This window comes from Acinetobacter lwoffii, assembly GCF_024129435.1.
Taxonomy (GTDB): domain Bacteria; phylum Pseudomonadota; class Gammaproteobacteria; order Pseudomonadales; family Moraxellaceae; genus Acinetobacter; species Acinetobacter lwoffii_F.
Genome location: NZ_JAMXXN010000025.1, coordinates 14126 through 37316, shown reverse-complemented (window position 1 = coordinate 37316; position 23191 = coordinate 14126). Strand labels below are relative to the sequence as shown.

The following is a 23191-nucleotide window of genomic DNA, read 5'->3' as shown; positions in this document are numbered from 1 at the left end:
CGTGCCATTGAAAAAATATAGAAATGAAAAGAGCTTAAAGGAGGATTTTAAGTATTTAAAACCAATTCTTCAAATGAGGACACGCCCTAGTTGAATCATTAAAATAATATAAGCCAGAGAATAATAATGAAAATACAACAGGCGAATGACGTCTGGCGAAACTGGTCGGGGAGCCAGTCCAGTGCTACTCGGATTTGTCAGCCTAGCCAAATCAGTGCATTACAAAAAATAGTGAAATCCTGTGAGCATATCCGTGTTGTGGGTGCAGGACATTCGTTTAGTGCTTTGGCCAAGACTGATGACCTTTTGCTTAATCTCGATCAATTCAAAGGTATCGTGGCCTTTGATCAAGAGAAAACCCAATGCACCGTGCGGGCCGGTACCCGTTTATATAATCTAGGTAAAGAGCTGGCAGCCATTAATCAGGCTTTAATCAATCAGGGCGATATAGACCAGCAAAGTCTGGCCGGAGCGATTTCTACCGGAACGCATGGCACGGGCATCGATTTACCTTGCATCTCTGCTTTCGTGGAAGGCTTTGAATTACTGACCGCGGATGGAGAGCTGTTGCAATGTCATCGTGAGCAGAATGCTGAGATATTTCAGGCTGGACGGGTGGCATTGGGCAGCTTGGGCATATTGACCCAAATCACCCTGCAAAATCGACCACGATATAAACTAAAAGAACAGATCCAGCTCTGTTCATTAAAAGACATATTTACCCATATTGGTCAATAGAAACATCAGCACCGACATATTGAGTTTTGGGCTTTTCTGCATGCCGATCAGGTGATACTGAAAACCCTGGATGACACGGAGGATGACATTCAGCCGAGACAGGAAAGCTGGCCTTCGGAAGATACTTTATTAACCGTATGTTCGGAATTGACGCGACTTTTCCCAAAGACAAATCCCTATCTGCAAAAACTGCTGAGTGTGTTTGTTAAATCGACTTGCTATGTAGATTGGTCATCCCGGATTTTTCCGACCCCGCGCAATACCAGATTTAATGAAATGGAATATCAGATTCCGGTTGATTCAGGCTTGCAGTGTCTGGACGAGATTCTGCATATTTTACGTAAACATCAGGTGCCGATGTTTTTCCCGATCGAGTTCCGTTATGTCAAAGGCGATGAGATCTGGCTGAGTCCTTTTTATCAGCGCGATTCAGTTTCCATTTCCATTCATCAGTTCTATAAACAGGATTATCATGCGATTTTTGATCTGGTCGAGCCGATTTTACAGAAATATCAGGGACGACCGCATTGGGGCAAGTTACATAGTATGAGCGCAGCCTCACTGCGCGAACTCTACCCGAAATGGGATAATTTCATGGTGCTACGTCAGCAATTGGATCCACAGCAAAAATGGCTGAATCCATATTTAAAAGAATTGTTTTTATCTGGGAAATGAGGAGAGGGCGATGCAATCAAATTATTTTCAGCAACTGACGCAGGAATTAAAACGGCAGGGCACTGGCACACCGCAACTGATTTTAGATTTAAAAACCTATCAACGTAATTTGGACTATGTACAGTCAAAATTGCCTGCGAAGTTAAAACCACGCCTAGTGGTGAAGTCCTTGGCCAGCATTCAGCTACTCAAACTGGCCAGTGAAAAGCTGAATACCCAGCGCTTTATGGTGTTTCATCTGCCGCATCTTGCGGAAACTATTGGGACGTTTCCGCAAGCTGATATCTTGCTGGGGAAACCAATGCCGATTCAGGCGGTAAAATCTTTTTATCAAACTTTATCTGATCCAAATAAAGCCAGTGATCAAGCAAGTATCCAATGGCTGATTGAGGAGGTGGAGCGCTTAAAACAATATCTGCAACTCGCGCAAAGCTTGAATATCTGCCTGAATGTCAATATTGAAATTGATGTGGGGCTGCATCGTGGCGGCGTACAAACGCAGCAGCAATTTATAGCCTTAATGAAGCTGATTCAGCATAACGCGGCTTATCTCAAACTTTCGGGTCTAATGGGCTATGATGCACATGTCGCCAAATTGCCAAAAATTCTGAAAAGTCCTGAAAAAAAGTTATCAGCAATCGCAGCAGATGTATCAACAATACAAAACTATTTTGCAGCAGCAATTCCCCGATTTATGGCAAGAAGGTCTGTGTTTTAATGGCGGTGGTAGTCCGACCTTTATGCAGCATTGCCAGCAAAGTGTCTGTAATGATCTGGCCTTTGGTTCGATGCTGCTTAAGCCGAGTGATTTTGATCTGGAAAATTTATCCGCTTTAAAGTGTGCACTCTGGATTGCTGCGCCCATTTTAAAAGTGTTGCCCTATAGCCAGATTCCCGGTTTGGAACTACTAAATCATCTTCCACATCAATATAAAGCCATATTTATTTACGGAGGCTATTGGCGAGCAGATTATATTTATCCTGAAAAAAGCCGACCGCATATATTGTATGGCCGCAGCAGCAATCAGGAAATGCTTCAGGTGCCCATGCAGTGCGATATTCATGTCGATGATTATGTGTTTTTAAGACCGACACAAAGTGAAGCGCTGATCCCGCAATTCGACCAGCTGTATGTTTATGTAGAGGGAAAGTTTATCCAGTGGCAGACGTTCCGGGAATAACGAGATTTTGAACTGAAAAATGAGCCTAAGCCTTTAAAGATCAGCCATAGATTTGGTGGTAAATCTTATTTTTATTGGGAAAAGGTTTAATCATGCGGCCAAGCCGTGTAAAATTCGAATCGATTTTATTTATCCACCGTTTTTATCTTTTGAGGCTGTGCCTCGATCATAATCTCGCGGTGATATGCTCCATGGTACGGGGCATCACTCCTTAAGGATTTCTTATGCCAATTATCACTTTGCCAAATGGCGATCAAAAACAGTTTGATCACGCCGTATCTGTGATGGACGTTGCACTTAGCATTGGTCCTGGTCTTGCAAAAAATACAGTTGCTGGTCGTGTCAACGATCGTTTGGTTGATGCGTCTGATCTCATCACTGAAGATGCAACACTACAAATCATCACGCCTAAAGACGAAGCCGGTGTCGAGATCATTCGCCATTCTTGTGCGCATTTGGTCGGTCATGCGGTTAAGCAACTATTCCCAGAAGCAAAGATGGTCATTGGTCCGGTCATTGAGGAAGGTTTCTACTATGACATCTGGATGCCACGTCCGTTTACCTTAGACGACATGGCAGCGATTGAAGAGCGTATGAAAAAGCTCATCGATCAAGACTATGATGTTGTGAAAAAAATGACGCCGCGTGATGAAGTGATTGCTGAATTCACTGCGCGTGGCGAAGAATACAAATTGCGCCTGATCGCAGACATGCCTGAAGAAACACAAATGGGCTTGTACTACCATCAGGATTATTTGGATATGTGCCGTGGTCCGCATGTACCAAATACCAAATTCCTCAAATCGTTCAAGTTGACTAAAATCTCTGGTGCTTACTGGCGCGGTGACGCGAAAAACGAACAGCTACAACGTATTTACGGTACAGCGTGGGCAGACAAAAAACAGCTTGCTGCCTATGTAAAACGTATTGAAGAAGCTGAAAAACGCGATCACCGTAAAATCGGTAAAGCGCTAGACTTGTTCCATATGCAAGAAGAAGCACCAGGTATGGTGTTCTGGCATCCGAACGGCTGGACCATTTACCAGGTTCTTGAACAGTACATGCGTAAAGTTCAGCAAGACAACGGTTATGAAGAAATCCGTACACCGCAAGTGGTTGATTTCACGCTGTGGGAAAAATCAGGACATGCTGCTAACTATGCAGACAATATGTTCACCACGCATTCTGAAAACCGTAACTATGCGGTGAAGCCAATGAACTGTCCTTGTCACGTACAAGTGTTCAATCAAGGCTTGAAGTCATACCGTGATCTTCCTGTACGTTTAGCAGAATTCGGTTCATGTCACCGTAACGAACCATCAGGTTCTTTACACGGCATTATGCGTGTACGCGGCTTTACTCAAGATGATGCGCACATTTTCTGTACCAAAGAGCAGATTGGTCCTGAAGTTGCAGACTTTATCAAATTGACACTGGATGTATACAAAGATTTTGGCTTTGAAGAAGTACAAATGAAGTTGTCGACGCGTCCTGAAAAACGTGTGGGTGATGACAAGCTTTGGGATATGGCAGAAAAATCTTTGGCAGATGCTTTAGATGCTGCGGGTCTTGAGTGGGAGCTTCAACCAGGTGAGGGCGCATTCTACGGTCCGAAGATTGAATTCTCTCTGAAAGACTGCTTAGGTCGTGTCTGGCAGTGTGGTACCATTCAGTGTGACTTTAACTTGCCAGAACGTTTAGATGCGTCTTATGTCACTGAAGATAATGACCGCGATCAGCCAGTAATGTTACATCGTGCAATTCTTGGCAGTTTCGAGCGTTTTATTGGTATACTGATCGAACACTACGCAGGCTTCATGCCACCTTGGTTGGCACCAATGCAAGCATGTGTAATAAACATTACCGATTCTCAAGCTGAGGCATGTGAGTCAGTCGTCGCAAAACTTAAAGAAAACGGTATCCGTGCAATTTCTGACTTGAGAAATGAGAAAATCGGCTTTAAGATTCGTGAACGTACATTAGAGCGTATTCCTTACTTACTGGTACTTGGGGACCGTGAAGTAGAGGAAGGTACCGTAAACGTGCGTACCCGCTCAGGAACAAATTTGGGTACTATGTCAATCGATGCTTTCGTTGACCTAGTAAAAGCAGCCGTAGCCGAACGCGGCCGGTACATTGTGGAGTAACAGCGATTAAACAGCCTGACCGTAATCAACAGGGCGGTAACAAATCAAACCGTCCTGCCTTGAATGATGAAATTCGTGCGAAAGAAGTCCGTCTTGTAGACGAAAATGGTGAGCAGAAAGGGATTGTAAGCTTAGCTGACGCCCTACGCGCAGCAGAAAGTGTTGAACTTGATCTTGTTGAGATCGTAGCAAACGCTGAGCCACCAGTATGTAAGATCATGGACTTCAACAAGCATTTGTTTGATCTTAAGCAAAAGCAGAAAGAAGCGAAGAAAAAACAACATCAAGTCCAGGTGAAAGAAATCAAGCTACGCCCGGGTACTGATGTTGGTGATTACAACGTAAAACTACGTGCAATCATCAAGTTCCTTGAAGAAGGTAACAAGGTGAAAATCACGCTTCGTTTCCGTGGTCGTGAAATGGCGCACCAACAGTTGGGTCTAGCTCAATTGCAAAAAATTGAAGCTGACGTGGCTGAATTCGGTACTGTTGAGCAGATGCCGAAAATGGAAGGCCGTCAAATGGGTATGCTACTTGGTCCTAAAAAGAAAAAGTAAGCACTCATTAAGCGAAAAAAGCCCTGCATATGCAGGGCTTTTTTTATGCTCTAGAGTTCCAGGCACTTTGTATGGCCTGCATAATCTGTTGAGCTTGCGGGCGGGAAAACATCGACAGCTGAATCCGGAAAAGTCCAAGACAAATTTGATTTATTAGACCGGATTGATGCAATTTAAAATCCAAAGTGCCATCACGTTGACTAATCACATGCGCTGGCATGTTATAGAGCCAGCTTTTGAGATGTGCTTTGAGAGAAGCATAGCGTGGATTCAGAAAGCTATACTGTACCGAATGTCGTTTTAAGCACAGGCTGATGCGGAAACCGGCCAAAGTATAATAAATAGCGTGTGAGGTGATTTTCAGTTTAGTTCCCAGCATAAGCAGCGAAAGACCAAGAAAGCCGCCAATATAAATATAAAAGTCAGGAGACTCCTGCCATAAAAATAATAGTCCTTGGAAAAAACTGGAATTGCTACGCACACTGCTGAAATAAAAAATACTGAATATTCCGACCGGATAACAAAACAGTAAATATCCCATAGCGCGCATGATCGGGCTAGCTTGATGAAACAGGATGTTTTCTGGCACATTCATGGTTTATTTTTATGATCAGAAAGCGTATTGCCTCAATGAGCTTAAGGAATCTGTAGCCAAAAAGAAAGGTCCTTGCGGACCTTCCTTTGCGTACTTAATCGAGCTTATTCCACTGATTTTTCATCATTTGCAATAAGCAGTTTATTGCCAATCGGGATTTGACGCGGCAATTTTTCTTCTGGAATAATGCGCTGCAAGTCGATGATCAATAAACCATTTTCATAGTCTGCCTGTTGTACTTCAATATATTCATCCAGACGTAAAGACAATTTAAATGCACGTCGTGCAATGCCTTTGTGCAGGAATTCAGTAGTGTCATTGCTCTGATTTTCAGGCTTGCCTAGGATGGTCAATAACTTATTTTCCAGACGAATGTCGAGTTCTTCCTGACGGAAGCCCGCAGTTGCGACCACGATGCGATAATTATTCTCGCCATGCTTTTCAATATTATAAGGAGGATAATTCGGTGCATCGCTTTGCATGGCATAGTCAATAAAGTCATTCAGGCGGTCAAAACCGATGCTGCGACGAAATAATGGATGAAGATTTAAGTTACTCATGATTAGAACCTTCTCGATTAAGCAAAGTTATAAAAACAAGAAAATAAGATCTGTCATGTCAGACATCGACAGTACATAAGATTGAGGCAATCCTTATGCAAAAATAAATATGTGTCTGCTGTGAAAATTTTCAAGATAAAAAATAAAAAAATATTTAGTTTTATATTAAGTTTATGATATTTATATAAAAATAATTTATAGCCATGGGCTTGTTGTTTCTTGCTGAATCCTCTATGTTGAATACATCATCGCACAGCCTGCAGTGCAGGGAGTATTAAAAAAATGATCGATTTATATTATTGGGGCACTCCCAATGGCCATAAAATTAGCATTGCCCTGGAAGAAATGGAGCTGGAATATCAGATTTTTCCGATTAATATTCTGGAAAATGACCAGTTCCAGTCTGACTTTCTGGCTATTTCTCCCAATAATAAAATCCCGGCAATTGTTGATCAGGATGGGCCAAATGGCCGCGCCATTTCAATTTTTGAGTCAGGTGCGATTTTGCAATATCTGGGTCGAAAAACAGGTCTGTTTTATCCAGATGATGAAGTGAAGCGTATTCAGGTTGAACAGTGGCTGATGTGGCAGATGGGCGGTCTGGGACCAATGCTCGGACAAAATCATCACTTTAGCCGTTTTGCACCTGAGCGGATTGCTTATGCCACAGATCGTTATGTCAATGAAAGCAAACGTTTGTATGGCGTGTTGAATAAACAACTGGTCGGGCAAAATTATGTTGCCGGCGAATATTCGATTGCAGATATGGCGATATTTCCGTGGTTATTACGGCATGACTGGCAGCAGATTAATCTGGAAGATTATCCTGAAGTTTCCAAATATATTGATCGCTTGAATGCTCGTCCTGCGGTTCAGAAAGCGCTGGCGATACAGGTCAGTTAAGCTGCAGCCTTTATGCTAAAATAGCCTTAAGCAAATAAAGCCACCCTTACGGTGGTTTTTTATTGGATGGATATATGAACGATTTTCTTCTGAACTTTACCAAGATTGTTGAAAGTAATACCCGGATTTACTGGAGCATTCTTTTCGGCATTGCTGCATGTTTAGTGCTGTATGTTGCTGAAATTGTGCATATCGATCAGGTAATCGCTGCCCTAAATACCAAAGATCAGCAGATTTTACGTGCTGCAATTGCACCGCTCAATGAGCAGTATAAGTGGGCGCGGATCATGGCGATGGTGACAGCAGTTGTTTGGTCCAGTTGGGAATACAGTAAAGCCAAGAAAAAAATGGGCTTGAGCCATTAATGCTGTAATGAGCCTATTTTTACTGTTTCTGTCGGCCTTTGGTGCAGCGACCTTACTACCTTTACAGTCTGAAGCGGTTTTGCTGGGGCTTTTAGTGCAGAACAAGCAGCATGCAGTGCTGTTAATTGCCGTGGCCAGTCTGGGCAATATTCTGGGGTCTTGTGTGAACTGGTATCTGGGTCTCAAGATTGAACATTATAAAAATAAAAAGTGGTTCCCGGTTTCAGCAGATAAGATGCTCAAGGCGCAAAAGACCTATCAGAAATATGGTTACTGGTCTTTACTGCTGAGCTGGGTGCCTATCATTGGTGATCCGATTACCCTGATTGCGGGACTATTAAAAGAAAACCTCGTCCGTTTTCTGCTGATGGTCAGCATCGCTAAAATTGGACGTTATCTGTTTGTCTATGCGGCCTTTGCCATGTTCTAAACTTGAAAATAATTTTCCTGATTCAGTCTTGGATATTTTTTCAGACTGAAATCCTAAAATCATTCTTTAAATTCGCTTATTGGGTGAAGATGCTTTTGTTTTAAACAAAGATGCTTTAGAATACTCGCTCCCTTACCTGCAGGTCGTTTTGTAATGGTGCAAACGAGCCGAACAGGTGTTCAAAAGAGGTTGTTATGCCTAAGATGAAAACTCGCCGTGGTGCAGCTAAACGCTTTAAAGCGACTGCTAACGGTTTTAAGCGTAAACAAGCGTTCAAACGCCACATTTTGACCAAAAAATCTGCTAAGCGTATTCGTCAATTGCGCGGCTGTGTAATGGTTCACGTAAGTGACGTTGCTTCAGTTCGTCGTATGTGCCCGTACATCTAAGGAGATTATAAATGGCTCGTGTAAAACGTGGTGTACAGGCTCATCGCCGTCACAAAAAAATTCTTGCTCGCGCTAAAGGTTACTATGGTGCTCGTTCACGCGTTTACCGCGTAGCGTTCCAGGCGGTAATCAAAGCTGGTCAATATGCTTACCGTGACCGTCGTCAGAAGAAACGTCAATTCCGCGCTTTGTGGATTGCACGTATCAACGCTGGTGCTCGTCAAAATGGTTTGTCGTACAGCCGTATGATCGCTGGCTTGAAAAAAGCTCAAGTGATTATCGACCGTCGCGTACTTGCTGACATCGCTATGCATGACGCAGTTGCGTTTGCTGCTTTAGCTTCTAAAGCTAAAGATGCATTGGCTGCATAAGTCTTTATGACTTGAAAAAAGACCGCCATTTGGTGGTCTTTTTTTATGCTTAAATAAAAGTAGTCATTTTAAATATTATTTAAAAATCAGTATTGTAAATCTTATATTTTTTAGTCATTGTTAAATTGCATAATCAAAAATAAGGCTTAAAAATAATGATTCGACTTGCCACCCAACACGATGTCCTGCCGATTGCCCAAGTGCATGTACAAAGCTGGCGTGAAAGCTATCAAAATATCATTAAACCAGAAATTCTCGATAAGTTGAGTGTAGAACAAAGAGCCGCCTTGTGGCGTTCTGTGCTTGAATAGGAGAATCGACGGGTATTTGTCTATGAAGAAAATGCTCAAGTTTTGGGTTTTGCTGCTTTTAATTTTCCGGTAGATGCGCCAATCAGTGAATTGAGAGCACTTTATTTGCTTCAAAATATTCAAGGTCGCGGCATTGGACGTGATTTGGTTTAATTGGGTCTGGGTTTAAGTCGAGAAAAATCCTATCAGCATATGCAATGCAGCGTATTGAACCTGAATTCCAGTCGTTATTTTTATGAAAAGACCGGCGCCTATTTTGTCAGTGAAGGAGATGCCAGTGATCTGGGCGAAAATCTTAAAGACTTATATTATCAATGGAATCTCTAACTTTTAATCCACCCGGATCATGGGAAATAATTTAGTGCTCGAGCTAACATCAGTGACAAAAATATAGGGCAGGGTGAAATCCAGTTATATGATCGATGGTAATTATACGCGTAGCATTCCGGTCAAATGGGCGGAGATTGATACCGTGATCTGGCTAGATTTATCCTTTTATCTCAATATATCCATCGGTCAATTAAGAGAGCATTTCCGGGCGATCAGCAAATAACAGCTTTGGCTTATTCAAACAATGCTGAAATTTTCAGGCAGATGCTTCACCTCAATTTTATAATAGGTTGTATGATCAAAACTCATCACAAAAATCGTCAGTATTACTTCAAGCTGATGTCTGCTCCTGAGTATCAACATCTCCATTGAATTCTGCCCGGGATGTTCAATCTTTTCTGGTAAAATGTTAAAGGCCGAAATAGTAGCCAATCAGACAGATAATCACGGTAATCACAATTAAGGTCAGCACATTTGCAGACGAACTGGATTTTCCTGGGTCCTGAGGTTTTTCTGCTTTAGAAATTTTTGGTGAACGATCTTCAGTACTCATACCGATAAATGGATCAGGTGCAACTTTAGGGGTAAGCTGCGCGGTCTTATAGTGATTGGCGACTTTGCTGATGAATTTAGCACTTAAATCATCAATTTTTTGCGAAAAATGTCGCAGATTGAGTTGCTGCTCCGGGCTGAGTACTTCGCCATCTGCACGATAGGGATGCTGGATTTTCGTTTGAATAAAGTCATTTAAGGCGTCTAGGCGGTACAAAGTCTGGTGAGCATAATCCGCTGAATAGTCAGTGGGAATTAAGGCCAAATGACTTTCGCTATCGGCTTGAATGGCAGGCATGGTGCCGTAATAAGGCAAATTGGTATATGCAGGTTCGGTAAAATCTTGGGCAAGGCTACTTTCAAACAGTTCATGATCGGTATAGGCCTGAATATCATCCCAGTTTGGGGCTTCCAGATCGACATCAATGCGCTTGGCCAGTTTAGGATTTAGCTCATAACACCAGAATGTTTCATGGCGTAAAGGGGATTGCTGTGATTTAGGTGCTTCGTAATCATTGTCTGCGCTGTACCATTCAGGCAGTTCCTTGCCGATGATCCAGGCAGTTTTGGTTTTAGCGCCATGACTGACAATAAAATGCGCCAGTGGTAATAGCTCGATATTGGCATTCGGATTTTTTTCATCAACCAGTAAATCAGAGCGATGCAAGCTGAGGCGACGCACGCCTTGTTTTTTCAGGCCTTCCAGCCAGATCTGGAAATGCTGGGCCAGCAGGTGTTGTGATATCAGATCCCGAAAGGCAAACTGATGCTGATTAAAAATGGAATGTTGAATCCAACGATTGAAACTCAGGTCTTGAGTCAAATACTCATTGCCGTAAGTGACGAGGGTTAGTTGCTGTTTCCAAATTTGATCGAGTGCCATAGTGATTTGATCTGATTGATATTGTGTTTATCTTATACTTTTTATATTTAATCATGCCAATCTAATTTTCCTTAAAACGCATCTTCATCAAAGTGTCTAAAAACTGTTAGAATGTGGGGTTTTTAAAATATTTTTTAACCTGTTGCTTTGAGAGTTACTATGTCACTGGAAGCCCTGACCACTGAAGCGCTCGCTGCGATTGCAGCAGCTCAAGACCTTGCTGCACTTGATCAAGTACGAGTGCAATTTACGGGGAAAAAAAGCCAGCTCGCGGAACAATCTAAGTCGCTTGGTAAAATGGATCCTGAAGAACGTAAAGTCTTCGGCGCACAAATCCATGCTGTACGTGAAACTATTACCGCTGCATTGACCTCACGTCAGGCAGAATTGCATAAAGCTGCCTTAGAACAAAAACTGGCAAGCGAAACCATTGATATTACTTTACCAGGTCGTGGCCAACAGGTGGGCAGTATCCATCCAGTGACCCAGGTGCAAGAGCGTATTTGCCAGTTCTTTACCAAGGCAGGTTTTACGGTTGCAACAGGTCCTGAAGTTGAAGATGACTATCACAACTTTGAAGCACTGAATATTCCGGGTCATCACCCGGCGCGTGCCATGCACGATACCTTCTATTTCGATGTGAACCATTTGCTGCGTACGCATACGTCTGGTGTGCAGATTCGTACCATGGAAACACAGCAGCCACCAATCCAGATCGTGTGTCCGGGCCGTGTTTACCGTTGTGATTCGGATCAAACCCACTCACCGATGTTTCATCAGATCGAAGGTTTATACGTGGCTGAAAATACCAGCTTCGCGGAACTTAAAGGTTTGCTGATTAACCTGCTGAACGAATTCTTCGAAAAAGATTTGAAAGTACGTTTCCGTCCATCTTATTTCCCGTTCACCGAGCCAAGTGCGGAAGTGGATATTATGGATGAACGCGGTCGCTGGTTAGAAGTATTAGGCTGCGGTATGGTGCATCCGAATGTGCTGCAAGCTGCAGGCATTGATCCTGAAAAATACAAAGGCTTTGCTTTTGGTCTGGGTGTTGAACGTTTTGCAATGCTGCGTTATGGCGTAAATGACTTACGTATGTTCTTCCAAAACGATGTGCGTTTCTTACGCCAGTTTGCTTAAAACTTTTTAATAATCCTCTCCTAACCTCTTCTTTTAAAAAGGAGAGGGACTCCGCGAAATAGATGGAGTTCTCCCCCTTTGGAAAATGGGGAGCAGAGGGGGATTCTAGAGATTTGAATTACAGGTTTTATATCAATGAAAATTAGCGAAAATTGGCTACGCACATGGGTTAACCCAGCCATCGATAGCGAAAAACTTTCTGATCAACTGACCATGTTGGGTCTGGAAGTGGATGAACTTGCGCCTGCAGCTAAACCCTTTACTGGCGTAGTGGTGGGGGAAGTCCTGACGGTAGAACAACATCCTGATGCAGATCGCTTGCGTGTGACCACTGTCAATATCGGTTCAGGTGAGCCTCTACAAATTGTATGTGGTGCGCCAAATGTACGTGCTGGCATGAAAGCACCGGTTGCGACCATTGGTGCAGTACTTCCGGGTGATTTCAAAATCAAGAAAGGCAAGCTACGTGGTATCGAGTCACAAGGCATGCTGTGCGGCGCTTCAGAAATTGATTTGGAAGATAAAATTGATGGTTTGTTAGAGCTTCCAGCGGATGCACCAGTAGGTATGAACATTCGTGAATATCTAGACCTTGATGACAACGTGATTGACATCAGCATTACACCGAACCGTGGGGACTGCTTCAGTATTCGCGGGATCGCACGTGAGATTGGTGTGATTAACCAATTGCCAGTGACTGCCCCTGAAATTAAAGAAGTGGCTGCGACTATTAGCGATGAAAAGAAAGTCGTTGTGTCGACTGAAGGCTGCCCGCGCTACTTGGGTCGTGTCATTAAGAACGTCAATACCAAGGCTGTGACTCCTGTATGGATGGAGCGTGCATTGGCACGTTCAGGTATCCGTCAGCATAGTATCTTGGTAGATATTACCAACTATGTGCTGATGGAGCTGGGTCAACCGCTACACGCATTTGATGGCGGCAAAGTTCAAGGCGCGGTACATGTACGTCAAGCGACAGAAGCTGAAAAGTTAGTTTTGCTCAATGAACAAGAAGTGGAGCTGAATGAAAAAGTGATGGTGATTGCAGATGATGAAAAAGCATTGGCCATTGCTGGTATTATGGGTGGCTTGTTTTCAGCAGTCAGCGATGCAACCACTGAAATTTTCCTGGAATCAGCATTCTTCGCGCCACTGCATATTGCCGGTCGTGCACGTAGCTTTGGCCTGCATACTGATGCTTCTCAGCGTTATGAACGTGGTGTCGATTTTGAATTGCCATTGATCGCTATGCACCGCGCATCACAATTGATTGCGGAACTTGCGGGCGGTGAGTTTGGACCAATTACAGTTGCCGAAAATGCAGCATTATTGCCAACACGCGACGCAATTGAGTTGAATCAAGCACAAGTCGATCAACTGCTGGGTTATAGTGTTGACTCAGCGTTCATTACTGATGCTTTAAGCCGTTTAGGTTGTGAAGTTACAGTAAAAGCAGAAGGCGAGTGGTCAGTGGTACCGCCATCACATCGTTATGATATGGTGATTTACCAAGATTTGATCGAAGAAGTGGCGCGTATTCACGGTTATGACAATATTCAAATCAGCCTGCCTGTGATTGATGTGAAGCTGGCGAAATACCAAGATCAGTTTGAATTGGGCCAACTCCGTCAAACCGCGGTAACTTTAGGTTACCAAGAAGCGATCAGCTTTAGCTTCGTAGACCTAAAGCTTGAAAAGCAACTTAATTCCAGTGTGAATCCATTAGTATTAGCCAATCCAATTTCAAGTGATTTGGCAGTGATGCGTTCAACCTTGCTATCTAGCCTTATTCCTTGTGTTCAGTACAATGTCAACCGCCAGCAAAGCCGTGTACGTTTCTTTGAGCTCGGTCTGCGTTTTGACTATCAAGAAGCCAGCAGCATCCATGATTTAAAACAGATTCCAACTTTTGCATTGATTGCGACTGGTTCACGTCATGCTGAATCTTGGCATGTGAAACCCGCTGCAATGGACTTCTTTGACTTTAAGGGTGATGTAGAAGAAATTTTGGCTGCTGGTCGTGTCAAAGTAGAATATGTGCGTTCAGAGCGTAGCTGGTTGCATCCAGGACAATCCGCAGAAATTCTCGTGAATGGTCAATCAATTGGTTACTTGGGGCGTTTACATCCCTCACTTGAAGACGAACTTGATCTGGCAACCACATGGGTAGCAGAATTGGATCAAGCGGCTGTTTTGCAAACTTATGTATCTAATTTTACAGAATTATCACGTTTTCCATCGGTTCGACGTGATATTGCGCTTTTAATTAGTGATAAGATTAATGTTAGCGAAATTCAGGGACTTATCGAAAAAACAGGCGGAGAGCTTTTAGACTCAACTTGGTTGTTCGATGTGTACACTGGACAAGGAGTAGAAGAAGGGAAACGCTCACTGGCATTTGCACTTCTCTGGCAGCATCCAAGCCGTACACTGGAAGATGCTGAAATTAAATCAGGTATGGATAATATCCTTCAAGTGTTAGAAAACACTTACCAAGCGACATTGAGGGCTTCATGACAGCACTAACTAAAGCAGAAATGGCTGATCATTTAAGTGAGCTCACGAGTTTAAACCGTCGTGAAGCAAAACAAATGGTTGAGTTGTTCTTCGATGAGATTAGCCAGGCGCTCATCTCAGGCGAGCAAGTAAAACTTTCGGGTTTTGGTAATTTCGAGTTGCGTGATAAGCGTCAACGTCCGGGCCGTAACCCGAAAACGGGTGAAGAGATTCCGATTTCTGCACGCCGTGTGGTCACCTTCCGTGCCGGACAGAAGTTCCGTCAACGTGTGGGAAATGAGCAGGTCAGCTGATCTGCTTTTTTAAAAACTGGGATCAATATTGTTAAGTTCCAGTTTTTAAAATAAAAAAAGAGAGCCAAAGGCTCTCTTTTTTTTGTACTGAATAATCTAAAAGATTATTGAGCAGCAGCTTCAGAAGCAGCAGTAGCGTCAGCAGCAGCGTCAACAGCAACAGCAGCAGCAGCGTCAGCTTCAGCAACAGCAGTTTCAGAAGTAGCTTCTACAGCAGCAGCATCAGCAGCAGCTTCAGCATCAGCAGCAGCTTCTACAGCTTCAGATGCAGCTTGGTTAGCGTCAGCAGCAGCGTCGTCAGCTTTTTTAGCACAACCAACGAAAGCTAGAGTAGTAGCAACTGCAGCAGCAATAGCGATTTTTTTGAATAACATGGCATCACTCTCTAAAAATTGAGATTAAAAAAAACCAAAGTTAGTCTGTTAAGTGCTTTTATTGTTCCTAATTGTGTTAGGGACTAACAACGCAGGAGCAGTCTAACTGGTCTGCAAATATGCTATCACTGCGCATTTTTAATTGCTACTGGCAATGATCAAAAAAGTACGGAAAAACGATAAAAAATAAGAAGTTTTTAACAGAAAATAACAATGGAATGAAAGATTTAGATTGGAGAAAGGCTTGTTAAACACTTAAAAGTTATACAATTTTTAATCTGAATATTTTATTAATCAAAAACTTAAAAATAAGTTTACATAAATCAGGTTGGATTGTTTCATTCTGTAATTTATGTCAACCTAAAAAAGGCCACCGCTTAGGTGACCTTTCATTTGAAATTTTAATTTGAAGCTTTGCGTTTCATCTGATCAAAGAAATCATCATTGGTCTTGGTTTCTTTCATACGATCCAGTAAGAATTCCATTGCCGCCAATTCGTCTTGAGTATGCAGCAGCTTACGCAGAATCCAGACTTTACGCAGATTGTCTTCTGACATCAGGCGTTCTTCACGACGAGTACCAGATTTCTTGATGTTCATTGCAGGGAACACGCGTTTTTCAGCAATACGACGATCAAGGGTAATTTCCTGGTTACCTGTACCTTTGAATTCTTCGTAAATCACTTCATCCATTTTACTACCGGTTTCAATCAGGGCAGTAGAAATGATGGTCAGTGAACCGCCTTCTTCGATATTACGTGCAGCACCGAAGAAACGTTTAGGGCGTTCTAAGGCATGTGCATCCACACCACCAGTCAGTACTTTGCCTGATGAAGGAATCACAGTGTTATAAGCACGTGCCAGACGGGTAATCGAGTCAAGCAAAATCACCACATCTTTCTTATGTTCAACCAGACGTTTTGCTTTTTCAATCACCATTTCAGCGACTTGAACGTGACGTGCAGGAGATTCATCAAAGGTAGAAGCCACGACTTCACCACGAACCGTACGCTCCATCTCAGTCACTTCTTCTGGACGCTCATCAATTAGGAGAACGATCAGAATAACTTCAGGATTATTGCGAACGATGGACTGTGCAATGCTTTGCAGCAGCATGGTTTTACCCGCTTTCGGCGGAGCCACAATAATTGAACGCTGGCCTTTACCAATCGGTGCAACTAAGTCGATCACACGGGTGGTTAAATCTTCAGTGGTGCCATTGCCCAACTCCATCACCAACTGTTCAGTCGGGAATAATGGCGTCAAGTTTTCAAACAGAATCTTGTTACGTGAATTTTCAGGTGTGTCGTAGTTAATTTGATTGACTTTAAGTAAAGCAAAATAACGTTCGCCTTCTTTCGGCGGGCGAATGGTGCCAGTAATGGTGTCGCCAGTACGGAGGTTAAAACGACGAATTTGAGAAGGGCTGACATAAATATCGTCAGGACCTGCTAAATAAGAACCTGCGGCTGAGCGTAAAAAGCCAAAACCATCTGACAAAATTTCTAGAACGCCATCACCAAAAATCTCTTCGCCATTCATTGCATGACGTTTTAAGATGGCAAAAATAATGTCTTGCTTACGGTTACGAGCCATACCTTCGAGGCCCATAAACTCGGCAATCTTGATGAGTTCGCCAATCGGTTTTTTCTTGAGTTCGGTTAAATTCATAGGTGGTCAGATAGAATCAAAGTTCTGAGGTACAGGTTAGAAAGGGAGTAACATTCGGCCGCATACCAGCATTCAAACGAAAGCAATTGAATTTGCAAAAGAACAATTCAGAGATCTGTTTGAGTGTTTCAAAGAAAAATGTGGAAAACAATTTCTATTGCCGAGCGGCATCTTATGTAATGTGTCTTGTAAGAAATTGACAGGATTTAGGATCCTTTATCTCTTGAGTAGCGAATATAAGAGAAAATGCCAGGTTTGTCAATTTATAGCCGAAAAAAATACGCGAGCATGAGTCGCGTATTTTTTACTAAAAATGCTGTGCTTAGATATTGTCATCAATAAATGCAGTCAGTTTAGATTTTGGTGCAGCACCGACTTGAGTCGCAACAACTTCACCATTTTTGAACATCAACAAAGCCGGGATGTTACGGATGTTGAAATTCACAGCAGTTTGTTCGCAAGAAGTTACGTCAACTTTCACGATTTTAACTTTGCCTTGGTATTCATCAGCAAGCACTTCAAGTACAGGTGCGATTGCTTTACATGGTGCACACCAGCCTGCCCAAAAGTCCACCAGTACAGGAACGTCTGATTGAAGAACGTCTGCTTCGAAGTTTGCGTCAGTAGTGTTTACGATGTTGCCAGACATGGAATGTGCTCCAGATTAATATTTTAAAGATAACTAATTATTAGTATTACATAGCCATCTTTAACAATGTAGGGGAATCTGTAAATTTTCAATGCTTAATGTTATTTTGTCTAATGGATGATCACGATAGTGATGATCGTGTCTCACTATTATTCCCGATAAAAAAAAGAATAAGGCATTAAATTGTCGCTACAAATGGCTTTTAAATTGCATGCATGTGAATTACTCTAAGCACAATTCGTTAAAGGTTTATTTCTGGAATGTCTGACTTTTTGATTGATGAAGAATTACTTGCCGCCATCGATATGGGATCAAACAGCTTTCATTTGGCCATCGCCCGTGTAGATCATGGTGAAGTGAAGAAAGTGGCATCAATGTCAGAAAAAGTTCAGCTTGCCGCAGGACTAGACGAAAATAAAAATTTAACCGAAGCCGCACAGCAACGCGGTTTGGCCTGTCTGGCCCGTTTTGTAGGTCGTTTAGGTGCCGTTCAGCCGAACCGATTACGGATTGTGGCGACGAATGCGTTGCGTCAAGCCAAAAACGGCCATGAATTTATTCAGAAAGCCGCAGAAATTTTACCGAAACCGATCGAAATTATTGCCGGTCGTGAAGAAGCCCGTCTGATTTATCTGGGTGTATCGCATACCATGGCCAACAGCGGTCGTCGTTTGGTGGTTGACATCGGTGGCGGTTCAACTGAGCTGATTATCGGTGAAGAATTCGAGCCGATTCATACCGAATCGGTACAAATGGGCTGTGTAGCCTTTACCAAGGCCTATTTTCAGGATGGGGAAATCAGCGCCAAAGCTTTTGATAAAGCAGTCACTGCGGCGCGTAAAGAAATTTCCGGAATTGCCAATACTTATAAAGAAGCCGGTTGGGATGCTGTCGTTGGCTCGAGTGGTACCATTAAAGCCTGCCGCCAGATTTGCGTCAATATGGGCTGGAGCAATGATCGCGAACAGTTGACGCGTGAAGGCCTGGAAAAGCTTAAAGACAAACTACTTAAATATAAATATGTCTCGGACATGGAATTCGAAGGTCTGAAAGATGACCGTCGTGCCGTCTTGCCTGCTGGTATTGCTATTCTCTATGCTGTCTTTGATGTATTGGGAATTGATCATTTGGTCTATTCCGATGGTGCACTACGTGAAGGCGTGATGTATGACTTGCTTGGCCGTTTCAAGCATGAAGATATCCGTGATCGTTCCGTCCATGCCTTGATTGGTCGATATAATGCCGATGCCAAGCAGGCAGAACGTGTGGTTCAGACCGCACAGAAATTGTTTAATGACGTGGCCAGTGAACTCGGGTTGAGTGTTGAAGATAGTGACCTGTTACGTCGTGCCGCCTATCTGCATGAGATTGGTTTGGCCATCAGTCACAGTGGCTATCATCGTCATGGCGCGTATTTATTACAACATTCGGATATTGCCGGTTTCTCGCAAGTTGATCAAAATCATTTGTCACATTTGGTCGCGCACCATCGGCGTAAATTGCGCGCTGATGCCAAGATTGATGTGATGAAAGTCGGTGGATCTAAACTTTTATGGTTATGTTTGCTGCTTCGTCTGTCGGTTTTGGTCAATCACAGTCGTAGCGATGAGATGCTTCCTGCCATTGAACTCAAGGTTGAAAATGCGCAACAATGGCAACTCAGCGTGTCTGGTGATGCCAAGCAATGGCCATTGCTGGTCGCTGAACTGCACGATGAACAGCAGCAATTTAAAAATTGGGAGATTGAACTCTCGATTCAATCCGAACAGTTTGTTAATTAATACCTTTATAGGGATGAAAACGGTTAACCTATGAAAAATAAAGCAACTCCATCAAAAGCATGGGCGACAGTGCAGATTGCACGTCATCCAGAACGTCCACAATTCCTGGACTATGTGGGTGAAATATTCACTGAATTTGATGCTTTACATGGTGACCGCCTATATGGTGATGATGGCGCGATGATCGGTGGTCTGGCTCGTTTTGATGGTCAACCGGTGATGATCGTTGGTCAGCATCGTGGTCGTAGCACCCGTGAAAAATTACAGCATAATTTCGGCATGAGTAATCCGGAAGGTTATCGTAAGGCACAGCGTCTGCTAGACATGGCAGAGCGTTTTAACCTGCCAGTCTTTACTTTTATTGACACTATGGGTGCTTATCCGGGTGTCGGTGCAGAAGAACGTGGTCAGGCTGAAGCAATTGCCACCAGTCTGGCTCAGCTTTCCAATTTGAAAGTACCGGTAATTGCAACTGTACTGGGTGAAGGCGGTTCAGGTGGTGCACTCGGTATTGGAGTAGCAGACCGTGTGGTGATGCTCTCTCACAGTATTTATTCGGTGATTTCACCGGAAGGCTGTGCCTCAATTCTCTGGAAAACCGCTGAAAAAGCCGAACAGGCCAGTGAGGCCTTGGCTCTGACTGCAGAAAAATTGCAGAAAATGGGTATTGTAGAATATGTGGTGGATGAAGGTGAGGGTGCTCATTTAAATCCGGATCAGGTCATGAACAGCTTGAAAGCAGTGCTGAAAGAAGCTTTGAATGAACTGCAACCAATGGAAGCGCAAGCACGATGCGAAGCACGTTACCAACGTTTAATGAAGTTTGGCAGCGACAATTTAGGTCTGGTTTCTTAAAACAGCTGCAGGACTTTCCTGCAGAGACAAAATTTCTCATCGGATGCAGTGGCGGCGTAGATTCTATGCTGTTGCTGCATCTGATGTTTTTTTTATGCCCGGAAAAAGTCCGGGCGATTTATGTCGATCATCAGTTACAAGCACTCAGCGCAGATTGGGGTAAGTTCGTTGCACATCAATGTCAGCAATTGAATATTCCCTGCATCATTCAGCCAGTTCATGTCGCCAGTGGCAACCTGGAACAGCAAGCGCGCAATTCACGTTATCAGGCCTATCTGCAACATTTGCAAGCGGATGAAATGTTGGTGTTAGCGCATCATCAGCAGGATCAGGCGGAAACCCTGATGCTGCGTTTATTGTCTGGCGCCGGCGTTGACGGTTTGGCAGCCATGAAGCAGATCGATGGACGTGAAAATCTCACGATTTGGCGGCCATTGCTGGATATTTCCCGTGAGCAGATTTGCCAATGGGCATCAGACCTGAATATTGAGAATATTGAAGATCCGACCAATGCTGATACCCATTATGATCGGGCTTGGGCACGCCAGATGCTGTGGCCGGTATTAAGCGAACGTTATCCTAAAATGCAAGCTGCCTTGGTGCGAACCAGTGAGTTAATGCAGGATGCTCAAGACATTTTACAAGAAGTGCTGCAACAGGATTTAGCATCTTGTGGGACTGAAACGCAGCTCGATCTTGATAAATTTCTACAGCTTTCAAAATCAAGACAACGTCAATTGCTCTCTGCCTGGATGAAAGGTAAACAACAGTATCGTCCATCCTTAGATATGGTGGAGCGTTTGCAACGCGAAGTGATTTATGCGAAGCAAGATGCTCAGGCGGCATTGCATTGGCAAGGCTTTTATTATGTACGCTATCAGCAGCAATTATATCGCTTGACCGCAGAGACTTATTTAGCCGAGCAGCAACAGGTTCAAACTAGTTCTAAAACCATAAAATTTTCCTTAAAAGACAGCGTGCAGGTTTTGTCAGGGAAATTTATCATCGCGCCTGCACAGCTCGGTTTATCTCCTGCATTATTGCAGCAACCTTTGCATTTACAGCAGAGGCAGGGTGGCGAAAAAATTCATTTATATGGTCGTGTCGGTACCTGGCCGCTGAAAAAAGCCATTCAGGAAGCGCAAATATTTCCTTGGGCTCGGCATACTATTCAAATATTAAGCACAGATAATGTTATGCTAGGCGTGTTTACCCCTAAAGGATTTTGGTTGGCCCAATCTGCATATTGTGAAGCAGGCGGATGGCTGCCGATTTCGGTTTTTTCAACTTTAGAACTCAACGATGAGCATTGAACATGAGTGCAGCTTTAAATTGTAATATCTGTTTTATTGGTGGCGGTAATATGGCCCAAGCCTTAATTGGCGGTCTGATTTCACGTGGTTTGCCAGCAACACGTATTACAGTTTCTGATCCGATCGAAAAAGTCCGTGCTTTATTGGCGGAAAAAGAAATTAATGTGACCGGGGAGAATAGTGCTGCAATTCAGGATGCAGATATCGTCGTATTGGCGGTAAAACCTCAGGTTTTGGCTCAAGTGCTGCAACCCTTAAAAGGTCTGGTTAATAATAAGCTGATTATTTCCATTGTTGCTGGTGCAGAAATTGCCACATTGTCAGCATTATTAGGGACTGAGCGTATTGTACGGGTCATGCCGAACACGCCAGCACTGGTACAGACTGGGGCACATGGTTTATATGCCAATGCATCTGTGGAAACGAGTGACCGTGAGCTGGCCAGTCAGGTTCTGGCGTCGACCGGGCTGACCATTTGGGTCGACTCAGAAGCACAAATTGATGCGGTGACTGCTGTATCGGGTTCGGGGCCGGCTTACTTTTTCTATATGATGGAAAGTATGATTCGTGCGGGCAAAAATTTAGGGCTGGATGAAAAAGTGGCTACGGCGCTGACCTTGCAAACGGCTTTAGGTGCGGCACAAATGGCGATCACCAGTTCGAACACCCCAGCCGAGCTGCGTAAAAATGTGACCTCTCCAAATGGAACGACACAGGCAGCCCTTGAAGTCTTCGATCGCGCCCAGATTTCTCAAAATATTCAGGCCGCACTTGCCGCTGCACAAAAACGCAGTCAAGAACTGGCACAAGAGCTCAGTGAAAGCAGCAAATCTTCAGTTTAATTTTTAGGAACGTTCAAGTATGGGTGCAAATTCTGCGCTAATTTTTGGCATTATCATTAACGTCGCGATTTTGCTCGTATTCTTCCGATTTTTAATGCAATTGGCTGCTGTCAGCCCCTACAATCCCGTGGTTCTTTCGACTGTAAAAGCCACTAAAATTGTAGATGTGTTTGGTCGAATTTTCCCAACTTTGGCCAAAGGCCGTGTCAATACTGCCGCTTTGGCATTATTGGTGGTACTGTATTTGCTGAAAATTTTCGGCATGATGTATCTCTCTGGTGGCATGCCGAATGGTCCTGTGCATTTACTGATTTTGACCTTTGTCACCATGATGCAGGACTTGATCCGTTTCTGTCGTTATTTGATTTTCGCTACGATTATCTTAAGTTGGGTGGTGATGTTTACCCAGTCTCGTTCGCCTTATATTGAAGTCGTGCAAGAACTGGCTGAACCTTTACTGGCACCATTCCGCCGGATTATGCCAAATATGGGGATGATTGACCTTTCTCCAATCTTTGCCATTTTAACTTTGATTATTATCGAAATGATTATGAACCAGGTGGCGATTGTATTGCTTACCGGTCTTTAATCGGATCCAAATAAAAAAGGACGCCTCAGCGTCCTTTTTTATTTGCTCCTCCCTTTAGAAAAGGGAAGTTGGGAGGGATTTGTTAAACTTCCCAAACGGTGCACAAGTTTTAATCGCAGTACAAGAGGATGGGATATTAACCCTCTCCTGGAAGAAAAGGGGATACCTTTAAAACAATATT

At 43.5% G+C, this 23191-nt stretch carries 23 protein-coding genes and 3 pseudogenes; 20 read left to right on the top strand and 6 right to left on the bottom strand.

Annotated elements, in window-relative coordinates; genetic code table 11:
* Window positions 1-126 precede the first annotated feature (126 nt).
* From NI455_RS13055 to infC, 4 genes and pseudogenes are all read left to right on the top strand, one after another.
* Window positions 127-1413 (top strand): annotated as a pseudogene (locus tag NI455_RS13055) (D-arabinono-1,4-lactone oxidase).
* A 10-nt stretch (window positions 1414-1423) separates the two neighbouring features.
* Window positions 1424-2594: pseudogene (locus NI455_RS13050) on the top strand (alanine racemase).
* Window positions 2595-2818: 224 nt separating this feature from the next.
* A complete protein-coding gene (gene thrS / locus NI455_RS13045) occupies window positions 2819-4741 on the top strand; it encodes a threonine--tRNA ligase (RefSeq protein ID WP_253114549.1) in 1923 nt (640 codons plus the stop codon).
* A gap of 5 nt (window positions 4742-4746) precedes the next feature.
* On the top strand, window positions 4747-5298 hold the full coding sequence (gene infC, locus NI455_RS13040; protein ID WP_071850398.1) for a translation initiation factor IF-3: 552 nt from the start codon (window positions 4747-4749) through the stop codon (window positions 5296-5298).
* A gap of 43 nt (window positions 5299-5341) precedes the next feature.
* Here the strand turns inward: infC and NI455_RS13035 are convergent, their stop codons facing one another.
* Together NI455_RS13035 and NI455_RS13030 are read right to left on the bottom strand one after the other, a co-directional pair.
* Window positions 5342-5893 carry a hypothetical protein gene (locus tag NI455_RS13035; protein WP_253114547.1) on the bottom strand — a complete coding sequence of 184 codons (552 nt, stop codon included), beginning with the start codon at window positions 5891-5893 and terminating at the stop codon, window positions 5342-5344.
* A gap of 104 nt (window positions 5894-5997) precedes the next feature.
* Entirely contained in the window at window positions 5998-6453 is a 456-nt protein-coding gene (locus tag NI455_RS13030) for an Hsp20 family protein (protein ID WP_253114546.1), read from the bottom strand.
* A gap of 282 nt (window positions 6454-6735) precedes the next feature.
* Between NI455_RS13030 and NI455_RS13025 the strand changes: the two genes are divergently transcribed.
* The 8 genes and pseudogenes from NI455_RS13025 to NI455_RS12990 all read left to right on the top strand — a co-directional run bounded on the left by NI455_RS13025 (window position 6736) and on the right by NI455_RS12990 (window position 9775).
* Window positions 6736-7356, top strand: coding sequence for a glutathione S-transferase family protein (locus NI455_RS13025; RefSeq protein WP_253114545.1), 621 nt, complete (start codon window positions 6736-6738; stop codon window positions 7354-7356).
* A gap of 74 nt (window positions 7357-7430) precedes the next feature.
* Complete coding sequence (locus tag NI455_RS13020; RefSeq protein ID WP_004732951.1) at window positions 7431-7721, top strand: hypothetical protein; 291 nt, start codon at window positions 7431-7433, stop codon at window positions 7719-7721.
* 7 nt (window positions 7722-7728) lie between these two features.
* On the top strand, window positions 7729-8151 hold the full coding sequence (locus NI455_RS13015) for a YqaA family protein (protein WP_004732949.1): 423 nt from the start codon (window positions 7729-7731) through the stop codon (window positions 8149-8151).
* Between the two features lie 194 nt (window positions 8152-8345).
* Complete coding sequence (rpmI, locus tag NI455_RS13010; RefSeq protein ID WP_004278281.1) at window positions 8346-8540, top strand: 50S ribosomal protein L35; 195 nt, start codon at window positions 8346-8348, stop codon at window positions 8538-8540.
* Window positions 8541-8551: 11 nt separating this feature from the next.
* Window positions 8552-8911, top strand: a complete 360-nt coding sequence (gene rplT / locus NI455_RS13005; protein WP_004647525.1) for a 50S ribosomal protein L20 — start codon at window positions 8552-8554, stop codon at window positions 8909-8911.
* Window positions 8912-9066: 155 nt separating this feature from the next.
* A complete protein-coding gene (locus NI455_RS13000; RefSeq protein WP_004732946.1) occupies window positions 9067-9222 on the top strand; it encodes a hypothetical protein in 156 nt (51 codons plus the stop codon).
* A 15-nt stretch (window positions 9223-9237) separates the two neighbouring features.
* Window positions 9238-9375 (top strand): annotated as a pseudogene (locus tag NI455_RS12995) (GNAT family N-acetyltransferase); the annotation flags it as partial.
* 262 nt (window positions 9376-9637) lie between these two features.
* Complete coding sequence (locus NI455_RS12990) at window positions 9638-9775, top strand: hypothetical protein (protein WP_017398042.1); 138 nt, start codon at window positions 9638-9640, stop codon at window positions 9773-9775.
* A gap of 186 nt (window positions 9776-9961) precedes the next feature.
* On the opposite strand, the gene NI455_RS12985 is transcribed toward NI455_RS12990, so the two are convergent.
* Complete coding sequence (locus tag NI455_RS12985) at window positions 9962-10987, bottom strand: hypothetical protein (RefSeq protein WP_253114544.1); 1026 nt, start codon at window positions 10985-10987, stop codon at window positions 9962-9964.
* 159 nt (window positions 10988-11146) lie between these two features.
* On the opposite strand from NI455_RS12985, the gene pheS reads away from it, so the two are divergent.
* From pheS to NI455_RS12970, 3 genes are all read left to right on the top strand, one after another.
* Window positions 11147-12127, top strand: a complete 981-nt coding sequence (pheS, locus tag NI455_RS12980) for a phenylalanine--tRNA ligase subunit alpha (protein WP_004278272.1) — start codon at window positions 11147-11149, stop codon at window positions 12125-12127.
* A 135-nt stretch (window positions 12128-12262) separates the two neighbouring features.
* Entirely contained in the window at window positions 12263-14644 is a 2382-nt protein-coding gene (gene pheT / locus NI455_RS12975; protein WP_253114543.1) for a phenylalanine--tRNA ligase subunit beta, read from the top strand.
* Window positions 14641-14937, top strand: a complete 297-nt coding sequence (locus NI455_RS12970; RefSeq protein WP_213687645.1) for an integration host factor subunit alpha — start codon at window positions 14641-14643, stop codon at window positions 14935-14937. The genes pheT and NI455_RS12970 overlap by 4 nt, the downstream gene beginning before the upstream one ends.
* A gap of 104 nt (window positions 14938-15041) precedes the next feature.
* Here the strand turns inward: NI455_RS12970 and NI455_RS12965 are convergent, their stop codons facing one another.
* From NI455_RS12965 to trxA, 3 genes are all read right to left on the bottom strand, one after another.
* The gene (locus tag NI455_RS12965; protein ID WP_253114542.1) at window positions 15042-15311 is read right to left on the bottom strand and encodes a hypothetical protein; all 270 of its coding nucleotides are present in this window, start codon (window positions 15309-15311) and stop codon (window positions 15042-15044) included.
* 401 nt (window positions 15312-15712) lie between these two features.
* On the bottom strand, window positions 15713-16981 hold the full coding sequence (rho, locus tag NI455_RS12960) for a transcription termination factor Rho (RefSeq protein WP_004278267.1): 1269 nt from the start codon (window positions 16979-16981) through the stop codon (window positions 15713-15715).
* Window positions 16982-17303: 322 nt separating this feature from the next.
* A complete protein-coding gene (trxA, locus tag NI455_RS12955) occupies window positions 17304-17630 on the bottom strand; it encodes a thioredoxin (protein ID WP_004278266.1) in 327 nt (108 codons plus the stop codon).
* A gap of 260 nt (window positions 17631-17890) precedes the next feature.
* Here trxA and ppx point away from each other — a divergent pair, with 260 nt between their 5' ends.
* From ppx to NI455_RS12930, 5 genes are read left to right on the top strand one after another with little or no spacing between them, the layout of a single operon-like run.
* Window positions 17891-19411 (top strand): exopolyphosphatase, encoded by a 1521-nt coding sequence (gene ppx, locus NI455_RS12950; protein ID WP_004278264.1) that lies wholly within the window; start codon window positions 17891-17893, stop codon window positions 19409-19411.
* 30 nt (window positions 19412-19441) lie between these two features.
* Window positions 19442-20266 (top strand): acetyl-CoA carboxylase carboxyltransferase subunit alpha, encoded by an 825-nt coding sequence (locus tag NI455_RS12945; RefSeq protein ID WP_004278263.1) that lies wholly within the window; start codon window positions 19442-19444, stop codon window positions 20264-20266.
* Window positions 20203-21579, top strand: a complete 1377-nt coding sequence (tilS, locus tag NI455_RS12940; protein ID WP_253114540.1) for a tRNA lysidine(34) synthetase TilS — start codon at window positions 20203-20205, stop codon at window positions 21577-21579. Before NI455_RS12945 ends, tilS begins: the two co-directional genes overlap by 64 nt.
* Before the next feature lie 2 nt (window positions 21580-21581).
* On the top strand, window positions 21582-22421 hold the full coding sequence (gene proC, locus NI455_RS12935; RefSeq protein WP_435574935.1) for a pyrroline-5-carboxylate reductase: 840 nt from the start codon (window positions 21582-21584) through the stop codon (window positions 22419-22421).
* A gap of 19 nt (window positions 22422-22440) precedes the next feature.
* Entirely contained in the window at window positions 22441-23010 is a 570-nt protein-coding gene (locus tag NI455_RS12930; protein ID WP_253114529.1) for a YggT family protein, read from the top strand.
* The last annotated feature ends 181 nt before the right edge of the window (window positions 23011-23191 follow it).

Bases quoted from the DNA above. Each gene is read 5' to 3' on its own strand.
- rpmI (WP_004278281.1), top strand. From the start codon at position 8,346: ATGCCTAAGATGAAAACTCGCCGTGGTGCAGCTAAACGCTTTAAAGCG.
- pheS (WP_004278272.1), top strand. From the start codon at position 11,147: ATGTCACTGGAAGCCCTGACCACTGAAGCGCTCGCTGCGATTGCAGCA.
- NI455_RS13000 (WP_004732946.1), top strand. From the start codon at position 9,067: ATGATTCGACTTGCCACCCAACACGATGTCCTGCCGATTGCCCAAGTG.
- NI455_RS12930 (WP_253114529.1), top strand. From the start codon at position 22,441: ATGGGTGCAAATTCTGCGCTAATTTTTGGCATTATCATTAACGTCGCG.
- pheT (WP_253114543.1), top strand. From the start codon at position 12,263: ATGAAAATTAGCGAAAATTGGCTACGCACATGGGTTAACCCAGCCATC.
- tilS (WP_253114540.1), top strand. From the start codon at position 20,203: ATGCGAAGCACGTTACCAACGTTTAATGAAGTTTGGCAGCGACAATTT.
- ppx (WP_004278264.1), top strand. From the start codon at position 17,891: ATGTCTGACTTTTTGATTGATGAAGAATTACTTGCCGCCATCGATATG.
- NI455_RS13020 (WP_004732951.1), top strand. From the start codon at position 7,431: ATGAACGATTTTCTTCTGAACTTTACCAAGATTGTTGAAAGTAATACC.
- NI455_RS12970 (WP_213687645.1), top strand. From the start codon at position 14,641: ATGACAGCACTAACTAAAGCAGAAATGGCTGATCATTTAAGTGAGCTC.
- NI455_RS12990 (WP_017398042.1), top strand. From the start codon at position 9,638: ATGATCGATGGTAATTATACGCGTAGCATTCCGGTCAAATGGGCGGAG.
- NI455_RS13025 (WP_253114545.1), top strand. From the start codon at position 6,736: ATGATCGATTTATATTATTGGGGCACTCCCAATGGCCATAAAATTAGC.
- rho (WP_004278267.1), bottom strand. From the start codon at position 16,981: ATGAATTTAACCGAACTCAAGAAAAAACCGATTGGCGAACTCATCAAG.
- NI455_RS12965 (WP_253114542.1), bottom strand. From the start codon at position 15,311: ATGTTATTCAAAAAAATCGCTATTGCTGCTGCAGTTGCTACTACTCTA.
- NI455_RS12945 (WP_004278263.1), top strand. From the start codon at position 19,442: ATGAAAAATAAAGCAACTCCATCAAAAGCATGGGCGACAGTGCAGATT.
- thrS (WP_253114549.1), top strand. From the start codon at position 2,819: ATGCCAATTATCACTTTGCCAAATGGCGATCAAAAACAGTTTGATCAC.
- trxA (WP_004278266.1), bottom strand. From the start codon at position 17,630: ATGTCTGGCAACATCGTAAACACTACTGACGCAAACTTCGAAGCAGAC.
- NI455_RS12985 (WP_253114544.1), bottom strand. From the start codon at position 10,987: ATGGCACTCGATCAAATTTGGAAACAGCAACTAACCCTCGTCACTTAC.
- NI455_RS13035 (WP_253114547.1), bottom strand. From the start codon at position 5,893: ATGAATGTGCCAGAAAACATCCTGTTTCATCAAGCTAGCCCGATCATG.
- NI455_RS13030 (WP_253114546.1), bottom strand. From the start codon at position 6,453: ATGAGTAACTTAAATCTTCATCCATTATTTCGTCGCAGCATCGGTTTT.
- proC (WP_435574935.1), top strand. From the start codon at position 21,582: ATGAGTGCAGCTTTAAATTGTAATATCTGTTTTATTGGTGGCGGTAAT.
- NI455_RS13015 (WP_004732949.1), top strand. From the start codon at position 7,729: ATGAGCCTATTTTTACTGTTTCTGTCGGCCTTTGGTGCAGCGACCTTA.
- rplT (WP_004647525.1), top strand. From the start codon at position 8,552: ATGGCTCGTGTAAAACGTGGTGTACAGGCTCATCGCCGTCACAAAAAA.